18 protein-coding genes are annotated in these 22,361 nt (G+C 60.9%); 17 read left to right on the top strand and 1 reads right to left on the bottom strand.

What is annotated here, in order from left to right:
* The first annotated feature begins 169 nt into the window (after positions 1-169).
* From AC2AXP_RS06500 to AC2AXP_RS06425, 16 genes are all read left to right on the top strand, one after another.
* The gene (locus AC2AXP_RS06500) at positions 170-1,639 is read left to right on the top strand and encodes an aldehyde dehydrogenase family protein (RefSeq protein WP_198773097.1); all 1,470 of its coding nucleotides are present in this window, start codon (positions 170-172) and stop codon (positions 1,637-1,639) included.
* 21 nt (positions 1,640-1,660) lie between these two features.
* The gene (locus AC2AXP_RS06495) at positions 1,661-2,329 is read left to right on the top strand and encodes a haloacid dehalogenase type II (RefSeq protein ID WP_484381503.1); all 669 of its coding nucleotides are present in this window, start codon (positions 1,661-1,663) and stop codon (positions 2,327-2,329) included.
* A 19-nt stretch (positions 2,330-2,348) separates the two neighbouring features.
* Entirely contained in the window at positions 2,349-3,626 is a 1,278-nt protein-coding gene (locus AC2AXP_RS06490; protein ID WP_004963076.1) for an NAD(P)/FAD-dependent oxidoreductase, read from the top strand.
* Positions 3,627-3,657: 31 nt separating this feature from the next.
* Positions 3,658-5,262, top strand: coding sequence for an ABC transporter substrate-binding protein (locus AC2AXP_RS06485; protein WP_004963081.1), 1,605 nt, complete (start codon positions 3,658-3,660; stop codon positions 5,260-5,262).
* A gap of 21 nt (positions 5,263-5,283) precedes the next feature.
* A complete protein-coding gene (locus AC2AXP_RS06480; RefSeq protein WP_088499691.1) occupies positions 5,284-6,237 on the top strand; it encodes an ABC transporter permease in 954 nt (317 codons plus the stop codon).
* Positions 6,237-7,088, top strand: a complete 852-nt coding sequence (locus AC2AXP_RS06475) for an ABC transporter permease (protein WP_004963089.1) — start codon at positions 6,237-6,239, stop codon at positions 7,086-7,088. Before AC2AXP_RS06480 ends, AC2AXP_RS06475 begins: the two co-directional genes overlap by 1 nt.
* Positions 7,085-8,749 (top strand): ABC transporter ATP-binding protein, encoded by a 1,665-nt coding sequence (locus tag AC2AXP_RS06470; protein ID WP_088499690.1) that lies wholly within the window; start codon positions 7,085-7,087, stop codon positions 8,747-8,749. Before AC2AXP_RS06475 ends, AC2AXP_RS06470 begins: the two co-directional genes overlap by 4 nt.
* Before the next feature lie 66 nt (positions 8,750-8,815).
* Positions 8,816-10,147, top strand: coding sequence for an NAD(P)/FAD-dependent oxidoreductase (locus AC2AXP_RS06465; RefSeq protein WP_198773099.1), 1,332 nt, complete (start codon positions 8,816-8,818; stop codon positions 10,145-10,147).
* Between the two features lie 11 nt (positions 10,148-10,158).
* Entirely contained in the window at positions 10,159-11,001 is an 843-nt protein-coding gene (locus tag AC2AXP_RS06460; protein WP_004963097.1) for a GNAT family N-acetyltransferase, read from the top strand.
* Complete coding sequence (locus tag AC2AXP_RS06455) at positions 11,001-11,927, top strand: 2-hydroxyacid dehydrogenase (RefSeq protein ID WP_484381502.1); 927 nt, start codon at positions 11,001-11,003, stop codon at positions 11,925-11,927. The genes AC2AXP_RS06460 and AC2AXP_RS06455 overlap by 1 nt, the downstream gene beginning before the upstream one ends.
* Entirely contained in the window at positions 11,928-13,061 is a 1,134-nt protein-coding gene (locus AC2AXP_RS06450; RefSeq protein ID WP_004963102.1) for a M20 aminoacylase family protein, read from the top strand.
* A 118-nt stretch (positions 13,062-13,179) separates the two neighbouring features.
* Positions 13,180-14,496 (top strand): 4-aminobutyrate--2-oxoglutarate transaminase, encoded by a 1,317-nt coding sequence (gene gabT, locus AC2AXP_RS06445; RefSeq protein ID WP_004963103.1) that lies wholly within the window; start codon positions 13,180-13,182, stop codon positions 14,494-14,496.
* A gap of 139 nt (positions 14,497-14,635) precedes the next feature.
* Positions 14,636-15,142 (top strand): Lrp/AsnC family transcriptional regulator, encoded by a 507-nt coding sequence (locus AC2AXP_RS06440; RefSeq protein WP_004963106.1) that lies wholly within the window; start codon positions 14,636-14,638, stop codon positions 15,140-15,142.
* A gap of 183 nt (positions 15,143-15,325) precedes the next feature.
* Positions 15,326-15,793, top strand: coding sequence for a GNAT family N-acetyltransferase (locus AC2AXP_RS06435; protein WP_004963107.1), 468 nt, complete (start codon positions 15,326-15,328; stop codon positions 15,791-15,793).
* The gene (locus tag AC2AXP_RS06430) at positions 15,790-17,850 is read left to right on the top strand and encodes a hydantoinase/oxoprolinase family protein (protein WP_484381501.1); all 2,061 of its coding nucleotides are present in this window, start codon (positions 15,790-15,792) and stop codon (positions 17,848-17,850) included. Before AC2AXP_RS06435 ends, AC2AXP_RS06430 begins: the two co-directional genes overlap by 4 nt.
* Positions 17,840-19,831 carry a hydantoinase B/oxoprolinase family protein gene (locus AC2AXP_RS06425; RefSeq protein ID WP_484381500.1) on the top strand — a complete coding sequence of 664 codons (1,992 nt, stop codon included), beginning with the start codon at positions 17,840-17,842 and terminating at the stop codon, positions 19,829-19,831. Before AC2AXP_RS06430 ends, AC2AXP_RS06425 begins: the two co-directional genes overlap by 11 nt.
* 54 nt (positions 19,832-19,885) lie before the next feature.
* On the opposite strand, the gene AC2AXP_RS06420 is transcribed toward AC2AXP_RS06425, so the two are convergent.
* The gene (locus tag AC2AXP_RS06420; protein ID WP_039992112.1) at positions 19,886-20,812 is read right to left on the bottom strand and encodes a LysR family transcriptional regulator; all 927 of its coding nucleotides are present in this window, start codon (positions 20,810-20,812) and stop codon (positions 19,886-19,888) included.
* A gap of 171 nt (positions 20,813-20,983) precedes the next feature.
* Here AC2AXP_RS06420 and AC2AXP_RS06415 point away from each other — a divergent pair, with 171 nt between their 5' ends.
* Complete coding sequence (locus AC2AXP_RS06415) at positions 20,984-22,147, top strand: mandelate racemase/muconate lactonizing enzyme family protein (protein WP_039992113.1); 1,164 nt, start codon at positions 20,984-20,986, stop codon at positions 22,145-22,147.
* Positions 22,148-22,361: the final 214 nt, after the last annotated feature.

Raw genomic sequence — 22,361 nt, 5'->3', positions numbered from 1 at the left:
GGATTACGGCATAAAATTTTTTTCAGCCCCTTTTTACGCATTTTTATTTTTTCACTGGCTGGCATACTTTCTGCATTAAGTGAATAAGCGCGTGAAAATGTCAGGGCGGATATTTACCCCAGTGCCGTACACGATTATTCCACCAGCCGATAAATTTAAGGATTTAACGATGTTAAGTTTCGATCCCGATAGCGTTGATCTTCCCGCTGGCCACTACATTAACGGCCGGCAACTGAGCGGCAAAGGAAGCGGCTTGGCGGTAAAGCGTCCTTCCGACGGACGCCTGGCCGGTGAACTGGCGCAGGCGGATGCCGCACTGGTCGATGAAGCGGTCAACGTCGCCGATCGGGCGGTAACGGAGAGCGGCTGGTCGCATTGCTCACCGCGCCAGCGCGCGGCGGTACTGATGCGCTGGGCCGAACTGATCCAGCGTGACCAACGCTTGGCGCAGTTGGAAGCCTTGGGTTCGACCCGACCGATCCACGACGTGGTCAACCACGAAATTCCGTTTACCGCCGACGCCATCCGCTTTTATGCCGAGTGCGCGGACAAATACAGCGGTGACGTGTTCCCCACGCAAGATGCCAGTCTTGGCATGCTGGTTCCCGAGCCCTATGGCGTGATTGGTGCCATTACGCCGTGGAACTTCCCACTGTCGATGGCCTCTTGGAAATGCGGCCCGGCGCTGGCTGCCGGCAATGCGGTGGTGCTCAAGCCGTCCGAACTGACGCCTTATTCCACCGTTCGGCTGGCAGAACTGGCGGTGCAGGCTGGGTTGCCCGCGGGAGTGCTCAACATTGTACAAGGCAGCGGCGCGCTGACCGGCAGCGCCCTGGTGGCACATCCGCTGGTGCGCAAAGTGTCGTTTACCGGCTCGACGCAAACCGGCGCGCGCATCATGAGCGACGCGGCGTTCAACGGCATGAAACCGGTGACGCTGGAGCTGGGCGGTAAAAGCCCGCAATTGGTGTTTGACGATGCCGGAGAGGTGAACCGCGTCGCCGAACGCATAGTGCGTGGATTTACCGCCAATGGCGGCCAGGCCTGTGTCGCCGGCACCCGGCTGATTGTGCAGCGTGGCATCGCCGACGCGCTGATTGCCCGCCTGGTAGCGCTGTGTCAGGGTTTCCGCCCCGGCGTGACCTGGGATCAAAACAGCCGTTATGCGCCGATGATCGACGCCCGTCAGGCTGACAAGGTACAGCAGATCGTCAATGCCGCACGTCAGCAAGGTGGGGAGATCCTGGTCGGTGGTCAACGCTTTGATGCTACTGGCGACGGTTATTTTTGGCAGCCGACGCTGATCGCCAACGTCACCACCGACAGCCCGGCGCTACAGGAAGAGATTTTCGGACCGGTGCTGACCGTACAGATTTTCGATGACGAAGCCGAAGGACTGGCGCTGGCCGCTCATCCTACCTACGGGCTGTGCGCCGGCGTGCACACCCTGAGTCTGGAGCGCGCGTTACGCGCCATGCGCGGCATCGCGGCGGGCACGGTGTGGATCAACCGCTACGGCCGTTCCGGCGACTTTATCATTCCTACCGGCGGCTTCCACGGCTCCGGCATTGGCAAGGATCTGGGCCGCCAGGCGTTCGAGGCCTGCCGGCGTTACAAGAGTGTCCTGATCGATTTTTAACTCATCCGAAGAGGAAACGTCATGGCTGTGTTTAAACCGAAATTTATCACCTTTGACTGTTACGGCACCCTGATCAACTTCGATATGGCCGGTGCGGCGGCCAGCGTGTTTGCCGATCGCATCAGCGCGGAAAACCTGCACGCGTTTACCACCGACTTTGCCCGCTACCGCCTGGATGAAGTGCTGGGAGCCTTCAAGCTTTACCCGCAGGTGGTGAGCAATGCATTGCAGCGCACCTGTGACAAATGGCGCGTGACCTGTACCGCTGAAGATAGCGCGGCCATCATGACCGCCTGCGCCAGCTGGGGACCACATCCGGACGTGCCGGCGGGCCTGGCCAGGGTGGCCGGCGAGTTCCCGCTGGTACTGCTGACCAATTCCACCGACCGGTTGATCGCCCATCACGTGCCACGGCTCGGCGCGCCAATCCATATGACCATCACCGCCGAAGAGGTCGGCGCCTATAAACCGCAGATGAAGGGCTTCGAATACATGCTGGACAAGCTCAACTGCGGCCCGGACGAGATCCTGCACGTCTCATCCAGCCTGCGCTACGACCTGATGACCGCGCACGATCTGGGCATCGTCCACAAGGTATTCGTCAACCGTGGTCACGAACCGGGCACGCCGTACTACGGCTATAGCGAAATCCGCGACATTGGCGGTCTTGCGGCCGTGGTGGGTCTGTAACCCGCACAGGAGCAGGGTGATGAAACTGGAATCTTTCTGGCAGGCAACGGCACCGGCGTTTACCGGTGCGGCGCAAGGTGAGCTGCCCGCTACCGCCGACGTGGTGGTGATCGGCGCTGGGTTTACCGGCATCTCGGCGGCGCTGAATCTGGCTCGCAGCGGGCTGAAGGTGGTGGTGCTGGAAGCCGCCAAGGTGATGAGTCAGGCTTCGGCGCGCAACGGCGGGCACTGCAATACCGGCGTAGCGCAGGATTTTGCCTCGCTGGTCGCCAGCCGTGGAATGGAGCAGGCCAGTCGCTACTACCGGGCGTTCGCCGATGCGGTGGACTATGTGGAACAACTGGTGCAACAGGAAAACATTGATTGTGACTTCCTGCGCACCGGCAAGATCAAGCTGGCCAGCAAGGCGTCTCACTTTCCGGCACTGCAAGCGACGTATCAGGCGCTGCGCAGTAGCGTCGATCGCGAGGTAGAACTGGTGGGCGCCGATCGGATCCGCCACGAAGTTGACTCTGCCGCCTTTCACGGTGGGCTGATCCAGCGTCGCGGCGGTCAGATGCACATGGGCAAGTTTGGCGTCGGTCTGGCGCAGGCGGCAGCCAGCAGTGGGGCGGCGATTTACCAAGACACCCCGGTGACCGGCCTGACGCGCCTTACGGGCTATCGCCACCGCGTAGCGACGCCGCAGGGCGAGATTGTCGCCGAAAAGGTGCTGATGGCTACCGGCTGCTCCAATAGGGGGCCATTTCGCTGGTTCCAGCGACGCATCGTACCGGTAGGCAGTTTTATCGTCGTTACCGCACCGCTGCCGGCGGAACGACTGGCGTCGCTGCTACCCAACAACCGTACCTGCGTGACCTCGTTGAACGTTGGCAACTATTTCCGTACTACCGCCGACCACCGCCTGGTGTTTGGCGGGCGGGCACGCTTTGCCATCAGCAACCCGACCTCGGACGCCCGCAGCGGCAGCGTGTTGCAGGCGGGAATGAGCAGGCTGTTCCCGCAACTGGCCACGGCGAAGATCGATTACTGCTGGGGCGGTCTGGTGGATATGACCGCCGATCGCCTGCCGCACGCCGGCGAACAGGACGGGGTGTTCTACTCGCTGGGCTACAGCGGACACGGTACGCAGATGTCGGTGTGGATGGGACGCGTGATGGCCGACCTGCTGGCGGAAAAACCGGCTGATAACCCGTGGTTGCGTGACGGCTGGCCGGCGCTGCCCGGCTATTTTGGCAAACCGTGGTTTTTGCCCGTAGCGGGCTGGTATTACAAGGCTAAGGACCGGCTCTCCTGACTATCTAACGTTTCATTTTGAGGGTGTACAGATGAGTAAATTTCGTAAAGAATTTAGCCGTGTTCCCCCATCGTTAACCCAGGCGATCGCCGACGTGGCGATATCACGCCGCAGCATGATGAAGCTGCTGTCGGCCGGCGCGCTGATGAGCACCGGTCTGGTGGGTTTCCCGTCGCTTGGCATGGCGGCAGAAACGCCGGTCAAAGGCGGCAAGCTGCGCGCTGCCGTGGCCAATGCCTCAGCCACCGATACGCTGGATCCGGCCAAGGGCAATAACAGCGGCGACTATACGCGCCAGTTTATGTTTTACAACGGCCTGACCGAACTGGACGGCAAACTGCTGCCACATCCGGCGTTGGCGGAATCACTCGACAGCAGCGACGGCATCACCTGGCACATCAAACTGCGTCCGGGAGTGGTTTTCCACGACGGCAAGTCATTGACCGCACAGGACGTGGTGTTCTCACTCAGCCGTCATCAGGATCCGGCCGTCGCCTCGACCGCCATTTCACAGGCGAAGCAGTTCGCCAGCATCACCGCCGCCAGCCCGACGCAAGTCACGCTGGTGCTGACCCAACCCAACTTCGACATTCCCACCGTGCTGGCGACCAGCCCATTCCTGATCCTGCAGGACGGCACCAAAGACTTCAGTAAAGCCGTCGGCACCGGCCCGTACGTCTGCACGTCGTTTACTCCCGGCGTCAGCACCGTCGGCGTAAAGAACCCCAACTACTGGAAACCGGGTCTGCCGCATCTGGATCGGGTCGAGCTGATGGGGGTCACCGATCAGGCCGCCCGCGTCAATGCGTTGATGTCCGGCGACCTGCATATGGTGGCCACGCTGACCTCCAACGACGTCAAGCGCCTGCGTCAATCCGGGCAGTTTGGCGTGCTGGAAAGCAAATCCGGCATGTACACCAACCTGATCCTGCGCACCGACATGAAACCCGGCAGCAACGAGGATTTCGTGTTGGGCATGAAGTATCTGCAACCCCGCGAGATCATGGTGAAAACGGTGATGCAGGGCTTTGGCCAGGTGGCCAACGATACCCCGGTACCGCCGTGGCATCCGATGTTCAATCAGGACATTCCGCAGCGGCCGCTGGACGTGGAAAAAGCCGGATACCACTTTAAAAAAGCCGGTATGGCGGGCGCCAGCGTGGAGATCATCACGACCCAGAATATTGAGGGCTCGGTGGAAGGTGGCCAGTTGATCCAGCAGTTCGGTCGTGCGGCGGGTATCAAATTCCAGGTGCGGCGCGTGCCGTATGACGGCTACTGGTCAACCCATTGGACCAAGGATCCACTGGGCTACGGTTCGATCAACCCACGGCCGACCCTCGATCTGCTGTTTTCGCAGTTCTATCTGTCCGACGCGCCCAACAACGAGTCCGGCTGGAAAAATCCCCAGTTCGACCAACTGGTGGCTGCGGCACGCGGGGAGCGCGACCAGGCCAGACGCAAGCAGATGTATGGCGATATGCAGCAGCTGATCCATGACCACTGCGGCACCATAATCCCCACCTTTATCAGCTCGCTGGACGGGCACAGCAACAAGGTGAAAGGGGTGGAGGCCTGGCCGTCCGGCATGATGATGGGCTACCGCTTTCATGAATTTGCCTGGTTGGCATCCTGATATTTGATAAGGAGAACGGCGATGAACCGCTACATGCTCCTCCTGATTGCCCGGCGCTGCGGTGCCGGCATCCTGACTCTGCTGATTGTCTCGGCGGTGGTGTTTTTCGTGACCAGCATGCTGCCGGGTGATGCGGCGCAGATGATGCTTGGCCAGAGTGCCACGCCGGAAACGGTGGCGGCGCTGCGCCAGCAGCTCGGGCTTGATCAGCCGCTGATGATTCGCTATCTGGACTGGCTGAGCGGCATGCTGCGCGGCGACTTCGGCACCTCGTTTGCCAGTCATCTGCCAGTATCCCAGCTGGTTGCCCAGCGTATTCCGGCCACCTTCGAATTGGCGGGGATCACCACCCTGGTGTCGGTACCGCTGGCGCTGGTGATTGGGCTGGCGGCGGCGATGAAACGCGGTTCGCTGTTCGATCGCGGACTGATGATGACCACCATGGCGGTGGTTGCCGTGCCGGAGTTTCTGGTGGCTACCGTGGCGGTGATCGTCTTTGCGGTGAAGCTGCACTGGGTGCCGGCCATGTCGCTGGGCGCGCCGGCGCCAGATCTGGTCAGTTATCTGAAAGCCTACGCCTTGCCGGTGCTGACGCTGTGTTGCGTATTGGTGGCGCAGATGGCGCGCATGACCCGCTCGGCGCTGATCAATCAGATGGACAGTCCGTATCTTGAAATGACCCGCCTCAAGGGGGTATCACCGCTGCGCGCCATGCTGCGTCACGCGTTGCCCAACGCGGTCGGGCCGATCGCCAACGCCATCTCGCTGAGCCTGTCCTATCTGTTTGGCGGGGTGATCATCATCGAAAGCATCTTCAGCTATCCGGGGCTGGCCAGCCAGTTGGTGGATGCGGTCAGCAACCGCGATCTGCCGCTGGTACAGCTGTGTGTGATGCTGTTTGCCGTCTGCTATCTGGTGCTGCTGCTGTTGGCGGACATCCTGACCATTGCCTTCAATCCAAAAGGGAGAGGCTAATGAATGTGCTAACGCTACCCTGGCGCTTTTTTCTCTCGCTGACCACCAGCGGGCGAGTCGGCCTGCTGATTACCCTGGTGTGGATCCTGCTGGCTCTGTTTGGCGCATCGCTGGCGCCGCATAGCCTGGACGATATCGGCGTCGGCCCGATGCTCGGCGGCCTGAGCAAAGACTTCTGGCTGGGCACCGATTACCTTGGCCGCGATATGTTCAGCCGCATTCTGTATGGCGCGCGTTATTCTATCGGACTGGCGCTGAGCGCCGCACTGTTGGCCAGTCTGGCCGGCACGCTGCTGGCCCTGCTGGCGGCGGTGGCGGGCCGCTGGCTTGAGGAGATCCTTGGGCGCATCAACGATGCAATGCTGGTACTGCCCGGCAAGATCCTGGCGCTGATGATCGTGGCGGTGTTTGGCTCCTCGCTGCCGATGCTGATCGTCACCGCGGTATTCACCTACTGGCCGGGCGCTTACCGCATCGCCTATGCCATGGCGGCCAACCTGCGCTCGATGGACTATGTTCAGGCGTCGCGGCTGCGCGGCGAGAGCCGTTTTTATATCGCCATCCACGATATTTTGCCCAACATGCTGCATCCGATGCTCACCGATTTCGGTCTGCGCTTCGTGTATATCGTGCTGCTGCTCAGCGGCCTGAGTTTCCTGGGGCTGGGCGTCCAGCCGCCGTACGCCGACTGGGGCACGCTGGTGCGCGAAAATCTGCAGGGGCTGTTTGACGGCTCCCCGGCGGTGCTGATGCCTGCTCTGGCGATTGCCAGTCTGACCATCGGCGCCAATCTGTTTATCGATAGCCTACAGGCGATGCGCCCGCTGAGCCCGGCCAAGGGGGTTGCATGAATATTACCGCACACGGCGCCCGCCCTATGGTGGCGGTGGACAATCTGCGCGTTATTGCCCATGCGGATGACGGCAGCGAAATTCCGCTGGTGTCCGACATCCGTTTTAGCGTCCAGCAGGGCGAAGTGCTGGCGTTGATCGGCGAGTCTGGCTCCGGCAAGACCACCATCGCACTGGCGCTGATGGGCTATGCGCGTCACGGCTGTCGTATTGCCGGCGGCAACATCCACGTTGCCGGTACCGACGTTACCGCGCTGTCGGCCAGGCAACTGTGTCAGTTTCGCGGCAACAAAGTGGCCTATATCGCGCAAAGCGCCGCCGCGTCGTTTAATCCGGCAATGAAAATTATCGATCAGGTGGTAGAGCCGGTGGTGATTCATCATGTGATGAGCCGTGCCGCGGCAGAAAAAAAAGCCGTGGCGCTGTTTCGTGAACTGGCGCTGCCCAATCCGGACACCATCGGCCAGCGTTATCCGCACCAGGTCTCCGGCGGTCAGCTACAGCGTCTGATGACTGCCATGGCGTTAATCAGCGATCCCGAGGTAGTGATCCTGGATGAACCGACCACTGCGCTCGACGTCACCACCCAGGTCGAAGTATTGAAGGCGTTTCGGCGCGTGGTGCGTCAGCGCGGCATGACGGCGATTTACGTCAGTCACGATCTGGCGGTAGTGGCGCAGATGGCCGACCGCATCCTGGTGCTGCTGAAAGGGACGATGGCGGAATATGGCTCCACCGAAGATCTGCTGCGCGCGCCGCAGGCACAATACAGCCACCAGCTGTTGGACGCCGCGCGGCAGAAGGTACGTCCAAGCCCTTGGCACGCCGAGGAAGACAACGCCCAGCCGTTGCTGGAAGTGCGCGATCTGTCGGCCGGCTACGGGCCGCTGGACGCCAGTGGACAGCCGAAGATCCCGATCCTGCATGACATCAATTTTCGGCTGTATCGTGGACAGGCGATCGGTATTATCGGCGAATCCGGGTCGGGGAAAACCACGCTGGCACACGCCATTGCCGGCATCAATACGCCGTCGAAAGGGCATATCCTGTTCAACGGGCATTACATTGCCAACACGATGCAGCAGCGGCCGGAGAACGAACTGCGCCGCATCCAGTATGTGTTCCAGATGGCCGATACCGCGCTGAACCCGGCGCACAGCATAGAAAAAATCCTTACCCGGCCGCTGAGGCTGTTTCACGGCCTGCGTGGTTCGGCGCTGCAACGACGGCTATTCGACCTGCTGGAGCTGGTCAGGCTGCCGCGCAGCGTACTGGATCGCCAGCCGTGGACGCTGTCCGGCGGTCAGAAACAGCGCGTCAACCTGGCGCGGGCGCTGGCCGCAGAACCCGATCTGATACTGTGCGATGAAGTGACCTCCGCCCTGGATACCGTGGTGGCGGCGGCGATCCTCGATCTGATTACCGATCTGCGCCGTGAGCTGGGACTGTCGGTACTGTTTATCAGCCATGATTTGCACGCGGTACGCTCGGTGTGCGATGAAATCATCGTGGTGAAAAATGGCCATAGGGTGACGCAGGTGGCGCGGGCAGACTACGATAAACCGTCCAGCGACCTGTATTATGAGCGTCTCAAGCGTGCCGTGCCGGAATTGCGCCAGGGCTGGCTGGACGAACACGAGGCCAACAACATTGCGCTTTAACGCCGATTGATCGCAGGTTAATCGCCGCTATCCAACAACAATGCCAATAACGAGGTTGAGGACAACATGCCCGCACCGATTCGATACGTACAGGACAGCCGATTCTTCCCCGAGTCGGCGGATGTGGTGGTGATTGGCGCCGGCATTGCCGGAGCCGCCGCCGCCTATGAGCTGGCAAGACAGGGCGTCAGCGTGGTGCTGGTTGAAAAGGGCCTGGTGGGCGGCGAACAGTCAAGCCGCAACTGGGGCTGGTGTCGCCAGCAGAATCGCGACGAGCGGGAACTGCCGCTGATCATCCATGCGCTGCGGCGCTGGGAGGAGCTCGGCAAAGAAACCGGCGAAGAACTCGGCTTTCGTCGTAGCGGCCTGGTATATGCCACCGGCAATCAGGAGGATATCAACGCCTGGGACAACTGGGGAAAAATGGCCCGTGCCTATGGCGTGCGCAGCGACATTCTGACCGCCGAACAGGCCAAGGCGATGACGCCGGGCAGCACCAGTCGGTGGCTGGGCGGGGTGTCTTCGCCCACCGACGGGCACGCCGAGCCGAGGCTGGCCGCCGCCGGACTGGCAATTGCGGCACAGCGGCTGGGAGCCGAGGTATTCCAGCAATGCGCGGTGCGCGGATTGGATATTTCCGCTGGCCGGATCAGCGGGGTGGTCACCGAGCGTGGACTGATCAAGACCAGCCGCGTCATCTGCGCCGGCGGTGCCTGGACGTCGATGTTCTGCCGCCGTCACGGTATCGATCTGCCGCTGGGCAATGTGATTGGTACCGCATTTCGCACCGCCCCCATCGAGCAGGCGATTGCCGTACCGCTGTATACGCCGTCGTTCGCCTGCCGCCCACAGCTGGACGGCAGCTACACCGTGTCGGTGTCCGGCCGTGGCCGCCTGTCACCGGGGGTGCAGGGGCTGCGTTACGCCCGCCAGTTCTATCCGACGTTCAAGGCACGCCGCAAGAATCTGACCATTCGACTGGGGTTGGACGCCTTTATCAACGGCCCCGAGTCGCCAGCTCGCTGGCAGTTTGACCGCAGGTCGCCGTTTGAAAAGATGCGCATTCTCGATCCCGCCGCCGACATGGCGATGGTGCAGGAGGGCATTGCGGCAATGAGCCGAGAGTTCCCGGCACTGGAGAATATTCGCGTAGAGCAGGCCTGGGGTGGCATGATCGACAGCACGCCGGATGCGATCCCGGTGATCTCGCCGGTGGCTAAACTGCCGGGACTGATCGTGTCGGCCGGTTACAGCGGGCACGGTTTTGGCATCGGCCCCGGCGCCGGTCGGCTGGCGGCCGATCTGGCCACCGACGCTACCCCGATTGTCGACCCGACGCCGTTCCGCTATGCGCGGCTGGTAGACGGTTCTGGCCTGGCTGCGCCGGGCATGATGTAAAGGAGAAGAGCATGACCATTGAGATAAACGTCCTGAACCCAAGCCATCTGGAAGCCGCGCTGGCGCTGACCCAGCGTTTGCAGTGGCCACACCGCCGAGCAGACTGGCAACAGGCGTTGCAGTTGGGCGAAGGGCTGGTTGCCGAACAGCACGGTACGCTGCTGGGCACCCTTCTTTATTGGCGCTGGGGCCATGACTATGCCTCGCTGGGGTTGGTGATCGTCGCAGACCACGCGCAGGGCAACGGCATTGGCAAACGCCTGATGCAGAGCGCGCTGACGCGGCTGGAAGGACACAGCGTGCGGCTGCACGCCACCGAAGCGGGCAAGGGGCTGTATGAAAAGCTCGGCTTTGTCGCCACCGGCACCATCGAGCAGCACCAGTGCCGCAGTCTGGGCGAGGTCAGTCCGCTGCCGCCGCCGGCCGGGCAGAGGTTACGCCCGGCACGCCATGACGATGCCGCCGCGCTGACCGCGCTGGATGGCCAGGCGCACGGTTATCATCGTCCACGGCTGACGGCGGTGCTGCTGGAACAGGCCGAACGGGTGCTGGTGCTGGAAGAGCATGGCGCAGTGAGCGGCTTTGCCTGTCTGCGGCGCTTTGGTCACGGTTACGTGGTCGGGCCGATTGTCTGCAGCGATCTGCCGCGCGCCCAGTTGCTGGTCAGCACTTTGCTGAGCGGGCTGTCGGGCCAGTTCGTGCGCATTGATACCGATGCCGAATCCGGCCTTGGCACATGGCTGAACGCCCTTGGCGTGCCGCAGGTCGACGCGCCAACCACCATGATCCGCGGGCGGCAATACCAGCCCGAGCGCATACTGGCGTTCGGGCTGACAACCCAGGCAATGGTCTGATGAATATCGTCTACAAATCCGAGCCGGCACGCGGCCGCCAGTGGGCCCAATTGCTGGCCCAGTTGGCACCGGAAGCGACCTTTCGCCAATGGCCCGAGGTCGGCGACCCGCAGCAGGTTGATTATCTGATCGCCTGGCAACCGCCGCAAAATATCATGCAAACCTTTCCCAACCTTAAGGTGCTGTTTTCGGTCGGTGCCGGCGTCGACCAGTTTGACTATGCCAGCCTGCCGCCTGAACTGCCGGTGGTGCGCATGATCGAACCCGGACTGACCCAGGGCATGGTGGAATACGTCACCTTTGCCGTACTGGCGCTGCATCGCGGCATGCCGCGTTATCTGCAGCAACAGCGTCAACAGCGCTGGCAGGAACAACCGACGCCGGTCGCCGGCGCCTGCCGGATTGGCGTGATGGGCGCCGGTACGCTGGGTGAAGCGGTGCTGCGGCCGCTGGTGGCGTTCGGCTATCCCTGCGCCAGTTGGAGCCGCTCGGCCAAAACCATCGACGGCGTACGCTGCTACGCTGGCGATGCGCAGTTGAGGGCATTCCTCGCCAGCAGCGATATTCTGATCTGCCTGCTGCCGCTGACTGCCAGCACCGAGGGCATCCTCAATGCCGCGCTGTTCAACCAATTGCCGCCGGGGGCGGCGCTGGTTCAGGTCGGTCGCGGCCGGCAGCTCAATCATCAACATCTGCTGGATGCGCTGGACAGCGGCCAACTGTCTGCCGCGGTGATTGACGTGACATCGCCGGAACCGTTGCCGCCAGGGCATGCGTTTTGGCAGCATCCCGCCATCTGGCTTACGCCACACATCGCCAGCCAGACGCGTCCAGAGAGTGCGGTACAGGCGTTGCTGGACAATATTCGCCGCTTTGAGCGCGGTGAGGCGATGATCGGCACGATCGAACGCACAAGAGGCTATTGAATGGATCACCAGCACTTGATCGCGCTGCGGCGCGATCTGCACGCCCACCCCGAATTGGGGTTCGAAGAGCAGCGTACCGCGGCCATGGTGGCGGACTTCCTGCGTCAACTGGATATCGAGGTGCACTGCGGGGTCGGCAAAACCGGCGTGGTCGGCGTTCTGCGGCGTGGCAGCAGCCCACGCACCGTCGGCCTGCGTGCCGATATGGACGCGCTGCCAATGGACGATGCCGGGCAACAGGCGTGGCACAGCCGCTATCCGGGGCGCTGCCACGCCTGCGGTCACGATGGTCACACCGCGATACTGCTGGGCGCTGCGGCGCAGTTGGCCGGTTCGAGCACCTTTGACGGCAGCGTGGTGTTTATCTTCCAGCCGGCAGAAGAAGGGCTGGCGGGCGCGCAGGCGATGATTGACGACGGGTTGTTCAGCCGTTTCCCCTGTGACGCGGTCTATGCGCTGCACAACTGGCCGGAACTGCCGCTGGGCACCGCGCAGACCCGTCCGGGACCGATCATGGCCGCCGCCGATCGCTTCGACATCACCGTTAAAGGCGGTGGAGGCCACGCGGCCCAGCCACATCTCACCGCGGATACGCTGCTGGCAACCAGCGAACTGGTGGTGCAGCTGAATACCATCGTCGCTCGCGCCGTCGATCCCTGCGAACCGGCATTGCTGACGGTAACCCGCGTGCAGGGCGGTTTTTCGCACAATATGATCCCGGCCAGCGCCAGCATTACCGGTACGGTGCGCACCTTCGATCCGCAGGTGCAAGACACCATCGAGCAATGTCTGCGCGCCATGGCGCAGCACGTCACCGCCGCGCACCGCCTGACGGCGGAAGTCAACTACCAGCGCTATTATCCGGCCACCGTCAATGCGCCGCAGCAGGCGGAGATTGCACTACGGGCGGCGCACAACGCCGGCCTTGCCGCATCGCTGGCGGCGAAGCCGGCGCTGACCTCGGAGGACTTCGCCTTTATGTTGCAGGCACGGCCAGGCGCCTATCTGTGGCTGGGATCCGCCGACAGCCGACCGCTGCATCATTCCGCCTACGATTTTAACGACGACGTCATTCCTTACGGCATTCGCTGGTTCTGCGAAGTGGTGCGTGAAACGCTGCCGATGAAAATTTAGTTCATGTATTGGCCCGCATTTCGACAGTTAATGCTGCTGCCATTCCGATTTCGGCAGCAAGAGGAAAAGGCTTATTGCGATACTTGATCTCAATATTGTCATGCGATGAGGAAGAGAGATGGATAATTTACTGGCTGAGCAGCAGACATTTTCTGACAACGGATTATTCCTGGACACGCGGGAAGAACACGTGGCACGCGGCGTGGTCACCGCACACCCGCTGGTGATTGCCAAGGGAAAGGGCGCCGAAGTCTGGGACGTCGAGGGCAACCGCTATCTGGACTTTGTCGCCGGCATCGGTGTCTTGAACGTCGGGCATAGCCATCCGGCGGTAGTGGCCGCGGTCACCGAACAGCTGCAACAGCTCTCGCACGCCTGCTTCCAGGTGGCAGCCTATCCGGGGTATATCGAGCTGGCCAGGCGGTTGAATAACGCGGTCGGCGCCGGTGAAAAATTCAAGAGCGTCTTTTTTACCAGCGGCGCAGAAGCGGTGGAAAATGCGGTTAAAATCGCCCGCGCATACACTAACCGATCGGGGATCGTTGCCTTTGACGGCGCGTTTCACGGCCGCACGCTGTTAGGCTGCACGCTAACCGGCATGAGTCAGCCTTACAAACAGAACTTTGGGCCATTCCCCGGTGAAATCTACCGCGTGCCGTTCCCCAATGCGTTTAACGGTATTTCTGACGGCGACTGCCTGCAGGCGCTGGATACGCTGTTTGCCGTGCAGATAGCGGCGGAACGCGTGGCGGCGATCATTATCGAACCGGTGCAGGGCGATGGCGGCTTCCTGCCCGCATCGCCGGCGTTTATGCAGGCATTGCGCGAACTGACCCAGCGTCACGGCATTGTACTGATCTGCGACGAAGTACAAACCGGCTTTGGCCGCACCGGTAAAATGTTCGGTTTCCAGCACGCCGGCATCGTGCCGGATTTGGTGACCGTGGCAAAAAGCCTCGGCGGCGGTTTGCCGATCTCTGGCGTGGTGGGCAAGGCGGAAATCATGGAAGCCCCCACCCCGGGCGGCCTGGGCGGCACCTACGGCGGTAATGCGCTGGCCTGTGCGGCGGCGTTGGCAGTGCTGGACCTGCTGGCCGACGGCTCGCTGTTGGCGCGCGCCAATCAGTTGGGTGGCGAACTTAATGCACGTCTGCATCAATTGGCTGACAAGTATGTCTGCATCGGCGAGGTGCGCGGCATCGGCTTTATGCAGGCGGTGGAAATTATCGACGTCGAAAGCGGATTACCCGATGCGGCACTGACCCAGCGTATTCTCGACTGCGCCAGCCAGGAAGGTCTACTGCTGATCAAGTGCGGCATCAAGCGTAATACCGTTCGTTTCCTCGCACCGTTGGTCACCAGCGACTCGCAGTTGGAAGAGGCGCTGCACATCTTTGATATTGCGCTGGCCCGCGCCACCGGCAGGCTGGGCTGAGACGGTTTCCTCATTGATATTCTTATGTTTGTTTGCGGTACACGACGACGGTATAGCGCGGTAAAACGCTGGCGCCGCCGGCAGAAAGCGTGCTATACCATCGTCATCAGATAACAATTTGGTAACAATGAGGGGTGTTATGAACGGCTTAATGAAACTGGACCGCATTGACATCAATATTCTGGTACAGCTGCAAAAAGACGGCCGCATCAGCAATGTCAACCTTGCCGATGCGGTGGGTCTTTCTCCCAGCCCCTGTCTGCAACGCGTCAAACGCCTGGAGACCGCCGGCTTTATCACCGGCTACGAAGCGCATATCAACCTGACCAAAATCACCGATTCGGTAACTGTGTTCACCGAAGTCACATTGTCCGGCCACCGACGTGAAGACTTTATGCGTTTCGAAAACGCCATCCGCGAAGTGGACGAACTGATGGAATGCCACCTGATCACCGGCGGCTACGATTACCTGTTGCGCTTTATTACCCGCAGCATCGAGCACTACCAGGAAGTGATTGAACAGCTGCTGGATGCCAAGGTCGGCATCGACAAGTACTTCAGCTACATCGTGATCAAATCGCCAATCATCAAAAGCAGCGTCCCGCTGCGTTCGCTGATTTCCCGCCATACCCCGGTGGAATACTGATCGCTCACCGCGCGCCAGGGGTGAAGGACCCTACCTCTGGGTTCGCCGTTGCCCCGGCACAAAATTTCATTTCCCTGCCAATTTCGCCATAAATACGCTGTTATCGCCGCCATTTTGCGAAAACTGCGGCTGAATTACGCCATAAACTCATGTTATGTCACGTTAATTCAGCCAGGAGCCCGCATGCTTTCGCCATTTGTTCCGCCCGCTGCCCATTGGCAGCGTAACGATTATCTGCTGAGTACCGATCCCGCGTTGCTTGACGTGGCGTGGGTACATCGACAACTCACGCAGCACAGCTACTGGGCCAAAGGACAGTCGCGGGAGACCACCCTGCGGGCGCTGGCCTGCTCGCTGCCGTTCGGCCTTTATCAGCAGCAACGCCAGGTCGGCTTTGGCCGGCTGATCACCGACTATTGCCGCTTTGCCTATCTGAGCGACGTGATCGTCGATAGCGCTCACCGTGGGCGAGGGCTGGGCGGCTGGCTGGCCACCTGCGTGACGCAGCATCCCGCGCTACACCAGGTCAAACGCTGGCTGCTGGCCACCGACGATGCCCATCAGATCTATCAACGCGCGGGCTGGCATGCGGTCACCCGACCGGAAAGGCTGATGGAATATAGCCGTCCAGCCGGGGAGGAGCGCTCATGAGCTATCGCGTTGGCGTGGATATTGGCGGCTCGTTCACCGATTTTGCCGTATTGGACGAACGCGACAACAGCATTCGCACCCTGAAAGTGCTGTCGCGCCCCGACAGTCCGGGCAGCGAAATTACCACTGGACTGGCGGCATTACAGCAGCGGGACGGCATCGATCCTCGGCAGATCGCTTACTTTACCCACGGCACCACGGTGGGGGTAAATGCGGTGATCCAGCGCAAGGGGGTCAAACTGGCGCTGTTCACCACCCACGGCTTTAGTGACGTGCTGGAATTGGCGCGACTGAAGATCCCGCGTATTCATGATTTATTCTCCCGCAGACCGACACCGCTGATTTCTCGCGATCGGGTGTTCGGCATCAATGAACGTACCGACAGTGATGGCCGCATTCTGGCGGCGCCCGACCGTCACAGCATAGAGCAGGCGGTGGCGGCGGCCAGCGCGGCAGGCTGTGCCGGCATCGTGATTTCGCTGCTGCACAGCTACCGCAATCCCGCCAATGAACAGGCGGTGCGCCGGATCATCGCCGAGATTGCGCCCGATATGCTGGTCTGTTGTTCGGCGGACATCTGGCCCATCATCCGCGAGTACGAACGTACCATTACCGCAGTGATTAATGCCTACGTGCAGCCGCAGGTGATTGACTATCTGCAGGCCTTTGAACTGGCGCTGAGCGGGATGGGCGTGACGGTACCGCCACGCATTGCCAAGTCCAACGGCGGCGTGATGAGCATGGCGCAGGCCAAGGCGGAGTGCGTACAGATGGTACTGTCCGGCACCGCCTCCGGGGTGATCGGTGCCAGCTACATTGCGCAGCGCTGCGGTTTTGATCGGTTGCTGAGCCTGGATATTGGCGGCACCAGCGCCGACGTGGCGGTGATCGTCAACGGCAGGCCAGAGTATGGCAGCGGTGAAATCATCGGCGAGTTTCCGATCTATATTCCTTCGGTTTCCGTGACCTCGGTCGGCCAGGGTGGCGGTTCCATCGCCTGGCTCGACCCGTTGGGGGTATTGCAGGTTGGCCCGGACAGCGCCGGATCACTGCCCGGACCGGTATGCTTTCAGCGCGGCGGAACGGCGGCCACCGCCACCGATGCCTTTGCCGCCTGCGGCCTGATCGGTCATGGCGATCTGGGTTACCACGCGGTACAGGTCGACGTGGCTGCCGCCCGGACGGCGATACAGGCATTGGCCGATCCGCTGGGGATCACCCTGGAACAAACGGCGGAAAATATCATCGCACTGGCCATTTCCGGCATGTACAGCGACACCAGCGGATTGCTGTCCCGCTTTGGCATCGATCCGCGCGAGTTCTGGTTCCTGGCTTTTGGCGGTGCCGGGCCAATGATGGGCTGTTTCCTGGCGCGTGAATTGAACATGAAAGGCGTGGTAGTGCCGCCAACGCCGGGGGTATTGTCTGCGCTCGGCGGACTGGTGGCCGATGTGAAGAATGATTTCATCCGCACGCTGTACTGCGATGTTACCGACGACATTGCCGTCGAACTGACGCGACAGGCCGATCGGTTGTGCAGCGAGGCGCAAGGCTGGCTGGCGCGGGAATACGGTGACGGACTGGCGCAGACGCTGAGCTTTTCGGCAGACATGCGCTATCGCGGCCAGTCGTTTGAAATCGAGGTGGCGCTTGACCAGCATGCCTTGGCGCAGGGCGATATTACCGCGCTGCGGGCGGCGTTCAACGCCCATCATCAGCGGCTGTTTGGCCACCACGACCCGCAGGCGATGGTGCAGATTATTGCTTTGCGACTGGTGATCGTTTCACCCACCCCCAAACCGGCGCTGATGACGCTGGCTGCGTGCGATGGCCCGGTTGAGGTGCTGCGCCAGGTGGATGCCTGGATCGACGGGCGCTGGTGGCAGGTTGACGCGGTGTCCCGCGCCACCTTGCGTGCCGGGCATCAGTTCGCCGGGCCGGCCATTGTGATGCAAGACGACTGCACCACCTGCGTACCGCCGGGTATGCAGGTCAACGTTGACACATTCGGCAACCTGCTTATCACTCCACTGACCGAGGCTCATCATGGCAATTGACGGACGTAACCTGCAAATTCTGGCCAACTACTGTGCGGCAGCGGCGGATGCCATGGCCTTTACCCTGATGCGCACCGCGCATTCGACCTTTGTCAAGGAAACCGAGGATTTTTCCTGCCAGATTGTCAGCCGCAGCGGCCTGGCCTTCGCGTCGCCGCGCAGTTTTGGCGCCCCCTGGTACAGCGGCATTGACTATGGCCCGGTGCTGGCGCTGATTGACGACTACCAGCCCGGGGATATCTGCATCACCAACGACGCCTACGCTGGCAACGTGGCTACCCATTCACCGGATATTCACATCTGGAAGCCGGTATTCCATCAGGGCGAAATCGCCTGCTTTGTGGTCGGGCATATTCATAATACCGACGTTGGCGGCGCGGTGCCGGCGTCGCTGTCGCGTTCACTGACGGAGATTGTGCAGGAAGGGCTGCGGCTGCCGCCGTTGAAGATCGTCAGCGGCGGCAAGCTGAATCAGGAGGTCGCCCGCATCATGCGGCTCAACGTACGTGCCCCCGAACAGAACTGGGGTGATTTCAAGGCGCAGCTTGCCTCGGTGAATATCGGCGAAAGCAAAATCCACCAGATCATCGCACGTTTCGGCATTGACGACTTTCTGCTCGGGGTGGAGGAGCTGCTTGACTATGCCGAACGACAGGCGCGGGCGGTCATTGCCACCATCCCGGACGGTGACTATTTTTATGCCGATTACGCCGATGAAGACGGCGAGGGCGGTTACCCCTGTCGCATCGCCGTGACGTTGAAGGTCAAGGGCGATGCGCTTGAGCTGGATTACAGCGACAGCGATCCCCAGTTGGCCTCGTCGCTCAACATGCCCACCGGCGGGCGCGAACGTCATCCGCTGGCGCTGGTGGGGGTCACCTATGTACTTGCCACGCTGGATAATCAGCTGCTGCTCAACGCCGGTACGCTGCGAGCAACGCGAGCCATTCTGCCGCCGGGCACCATTATGAACTGCGAAGCGCCGGCCGCCGTCGGCATGCGATCGCTGACCTGCGCGATGGCACAGATCGCCACGCTAGGGGCGTTTTCACTGGCCATGCCGCAGCGGTTACCGGCCAATTCGCCGGGCGGTAATTCGATCGTCAATATCCGTACCGTGGATAGTCAAAACCGCACCGTGGTTGCCTCGCTGGGCCCGGTTGGCGGTGGATCCGGCGGCACCCCGCGCCACGACGGCCCGGAAGGCTCCGGCGGGCTGTCGGCATTTCTGAAGAACACGCCGATAGAAATCAGCGAAGCCGAGGTGCCAGTGCGCTTTCTGCGTTATCGACTGGCACCGGACAGCGCCGGTGCCGGGGAATTTCGCGGCGGGCTGGCAACCGAAATGGCATTTGAGGTGTTCGCTCCCAATACCGTGATCACCGCACGCAACCGCAACCGCTCGGTGTTCGCATCGGCCGGCGCCGCCGGAGGCCAGGCAGGCTCCACCTCCTGGTTTCGTACCACCACGCCAGCGGGGCAGATCACCGAGCATGGCAATACCGATGTCATCCACTGCGGGCCGGGCGACGTGGTGAGCCTGAAAGGCCCCGGTGCCGGCGGTTACGGCCCGGCAAAACAGCGCCAGCCGGCCGCCGTACTGCGTGACGTCATTTGCGGCTTTGTTTCCGAACGCGCGGCGCGCCAGCAGTATGGTGTGGTCATCGAGCAAGGCGAAATCGATCTGCCTGCCACCGCCCGCCTGCGCGCGACGATGGCAGATGCCGGCAGGCAACATTTTGATGTCGGCCCGGCAAGAAGGGCGTTCGAAGCGCTCTGGACGCCGGCACGTTACCAACTGTTGACGACATTCCTGGCCGATATGCCGGTCGTCTGGCGGCATTTTTTGAAACATCAGGTATTTGCCGCCGTGCAGGCCGGGGAGTGTGCCGATTTGCCGTTGCCCGTGCAAATGGAGACGATTTTCGGCCGGGTGTTGCAGCGTTTTCCATCGTTGGCGCAACGGTCTGCCGCCAGTTGAAAATCCCGTTGCCGAGTCTGGCCTGATGGGTCGCCTCGGCAAGAAATATGCCCCTCAGCATTGCTCATCGACGAAAATATCCCACAGCGCTTCGACCGCCCGCGACATTTTGCCGGCCGGACGGAACAGCCTGATGTCGATCGGCACCCAAACGCCGCTGTCGCTCGCTGCCGCCGCCGCAAGGTTGCCCGCTTGTACGTCGGCTTGCGCCAGCGTTTCCGGCAACCAGGCAATGCCATCGCCGGCCTTGACCATTGCCAGCAACGTCGCAGCCAGATCGGCGGTAAACACCTGCTCCATCCCCCGTTTGGCACGATTTACCGACGACGTATTGGCAATAATCCGCCCGAGTCCTGATTCTGCCGAGAAAGACAGATAAGGGAACTTCCTGCCGCCGGAAATACGCCATATCGGCTGACCGCTAGCGGCATCGCGCCGGCTATAGGGGATTAAGGTTTCCCGCCCGAGACGAACGCTGAGGAACTTTTCCTGCTCAAGGTTGATATGCATGTGCGGATGGTAATAACACAGCAGGAACTGCGCATCGCCTTTGCCGATCATTCTTTCGCAGGCGCTCAGGGTGTCAGAGAGCAGTCGAAAGGAGCCGAAGCGGGCAATCTTGTCGTTGTTACGCATCAGCGTGGGGAAAAAGGAGAACGAGAGCGAGTGAGTGGCAGAGAAAATGACGTCCGGCTTTGCGTCCCCTGAGGCATCAATCACCTCGTTTCTTAGCGTATACAGCGCGCGGATCAGATCCGGTACCTGTTTGATAAACACTTCACCCGCTCGCGTCAGGCTGACGCCGCGCCGGTTTCGTTCAAAAAGCGGCGTTCCCAGCCACTCTTCCAACGACTGTATACGCCGACTGAATGCAGGCTGGGTCACATATCGGGAAGCCGCGGCACGGGAAAAATTCAGCGACGCTGCCAGCGCAACGCAGTCTTCAAGCCAGGTCAACTCCAGGTGATGCCGATTTTGCATTACAGCCAACCTCATTTGCATTAGAACAGGCCATTTTATGGGCATAAGATGAAAAAAGACCGGACACTACCGTCCGTCAGTCGCGGCCTTGATTCGCCTTAACGCTAACATATTGGCATAACGTTACACAGCGTTCGGGCACCGCAGATGACAAAAATCGCCGGAGAGAACATGCGTATTGTTGACGTTGTAGAAATGACCAAACCGATTGCTTCACCTATTCGAAACGCCTATATCGATTTTAGCAAGATGACCGCCAGCCTGGTTGCGGTGGTCACTGACGTTGAGGTCGACGGGCGCCGCGTGGTTGGATACGGCTTTAATTCCAACGGACGCTACGGCCAGGGGGGGCTGATCCGTGAGCGCTTTCGTGACCGTATCCTGAACGCGGAATCCGCCAGCCTGCTGAACGCGCAAGGCAACAATCTCGACCCGCATAAGGTGTGGGAAGTGATGATGAGCAACGAGAAGCCAGGCGGCCACGGTGAGCGCTCGGTTGCCGTCGGCACGCTGGATATGGCCATCTGGGATGCCACCGCCAAGATTGCCAATAAGCCGCTGTTCCGTCTGCTGGCAGAGATGAAAGGGGTTGAGGCCAATCCACGGGTATTCGTCTATGCGGCCGGCGGTTATTACTATCCAGGCAAAGATCTCGGCGCACTACGCCAAGAGATGCGCGGTTATCTCAACCGTGGCTACAACGTGGTAAAAATGAAAATCGGCGGTGCCTCCCTCGACGAAGACCGCCGCCGTATTGAAGCGGTACTGGAAGAGATCGGCAGCGAAGGGCGGTTGGCGGTCGATGCCAATGGACGTTTCGATCTGGAAACCGGCATCGCCTATGCCAAGATGTTGCGTCAATATCCGCTGTTCTGGTACGAAGAAGTCGGTGACCCGCTGGATTATGCGCTTCAGGCGGCACTGGCGGAATTCTATCCCGGCCCGATGGCCACCGGAGAGAACCTGTTCTCTCATCAGGATGCACGCAACCTGCTGCGTTATGGCGGCATGCGCCCCGATCGCGACTATCTGCAGTTTGACTGTGCGCTTTCCTACGGCCTGGTTGAATACCTGCGCACGCTGGAGGTGCTGACACAGTTTGGCTGGTCCCCCTCACGCTGTATTCCTCACGGCGGCCACCAGATGTCATTGAACATAGCTGCCGGCCTGGGTCTCGGCGGTAACGAAAGTTATCCGGATCTGTTCCAGCCCTACGGTGGATTCCCGGACTCGGTCAAGGTAGAAGACGGTCATATCATCATGCCGGAACTGCCCGGTATCGGTTTTGAGGGCAAATCCGATCTGATCAGGCAAATGCGCGCGCTGGCCGAATAAGTCCTCGCCGCAGTTTTGCCCTCCGGTAGATAAAGCCAGGCAGCGTAGAAACGGGTGGTGAGTCATCAGGGAATTATACATTTATATATTCATAGGTATATTTCACCCCCGTTTTAAACGCCTATCAGGCGGCAAGCCGAAGAGATTGACAGGAAAATAGCCAAGCCAACAAGCGATAATATATTTAACCGCGTTCTGATTCAGTACGTCATTT

It is taken from the genome of Serratia sp. Sp408 (assembly GCF_057180665.1).
This window is presented reverse-complemented; position numbering and strand designations above follow the sequence as displayed.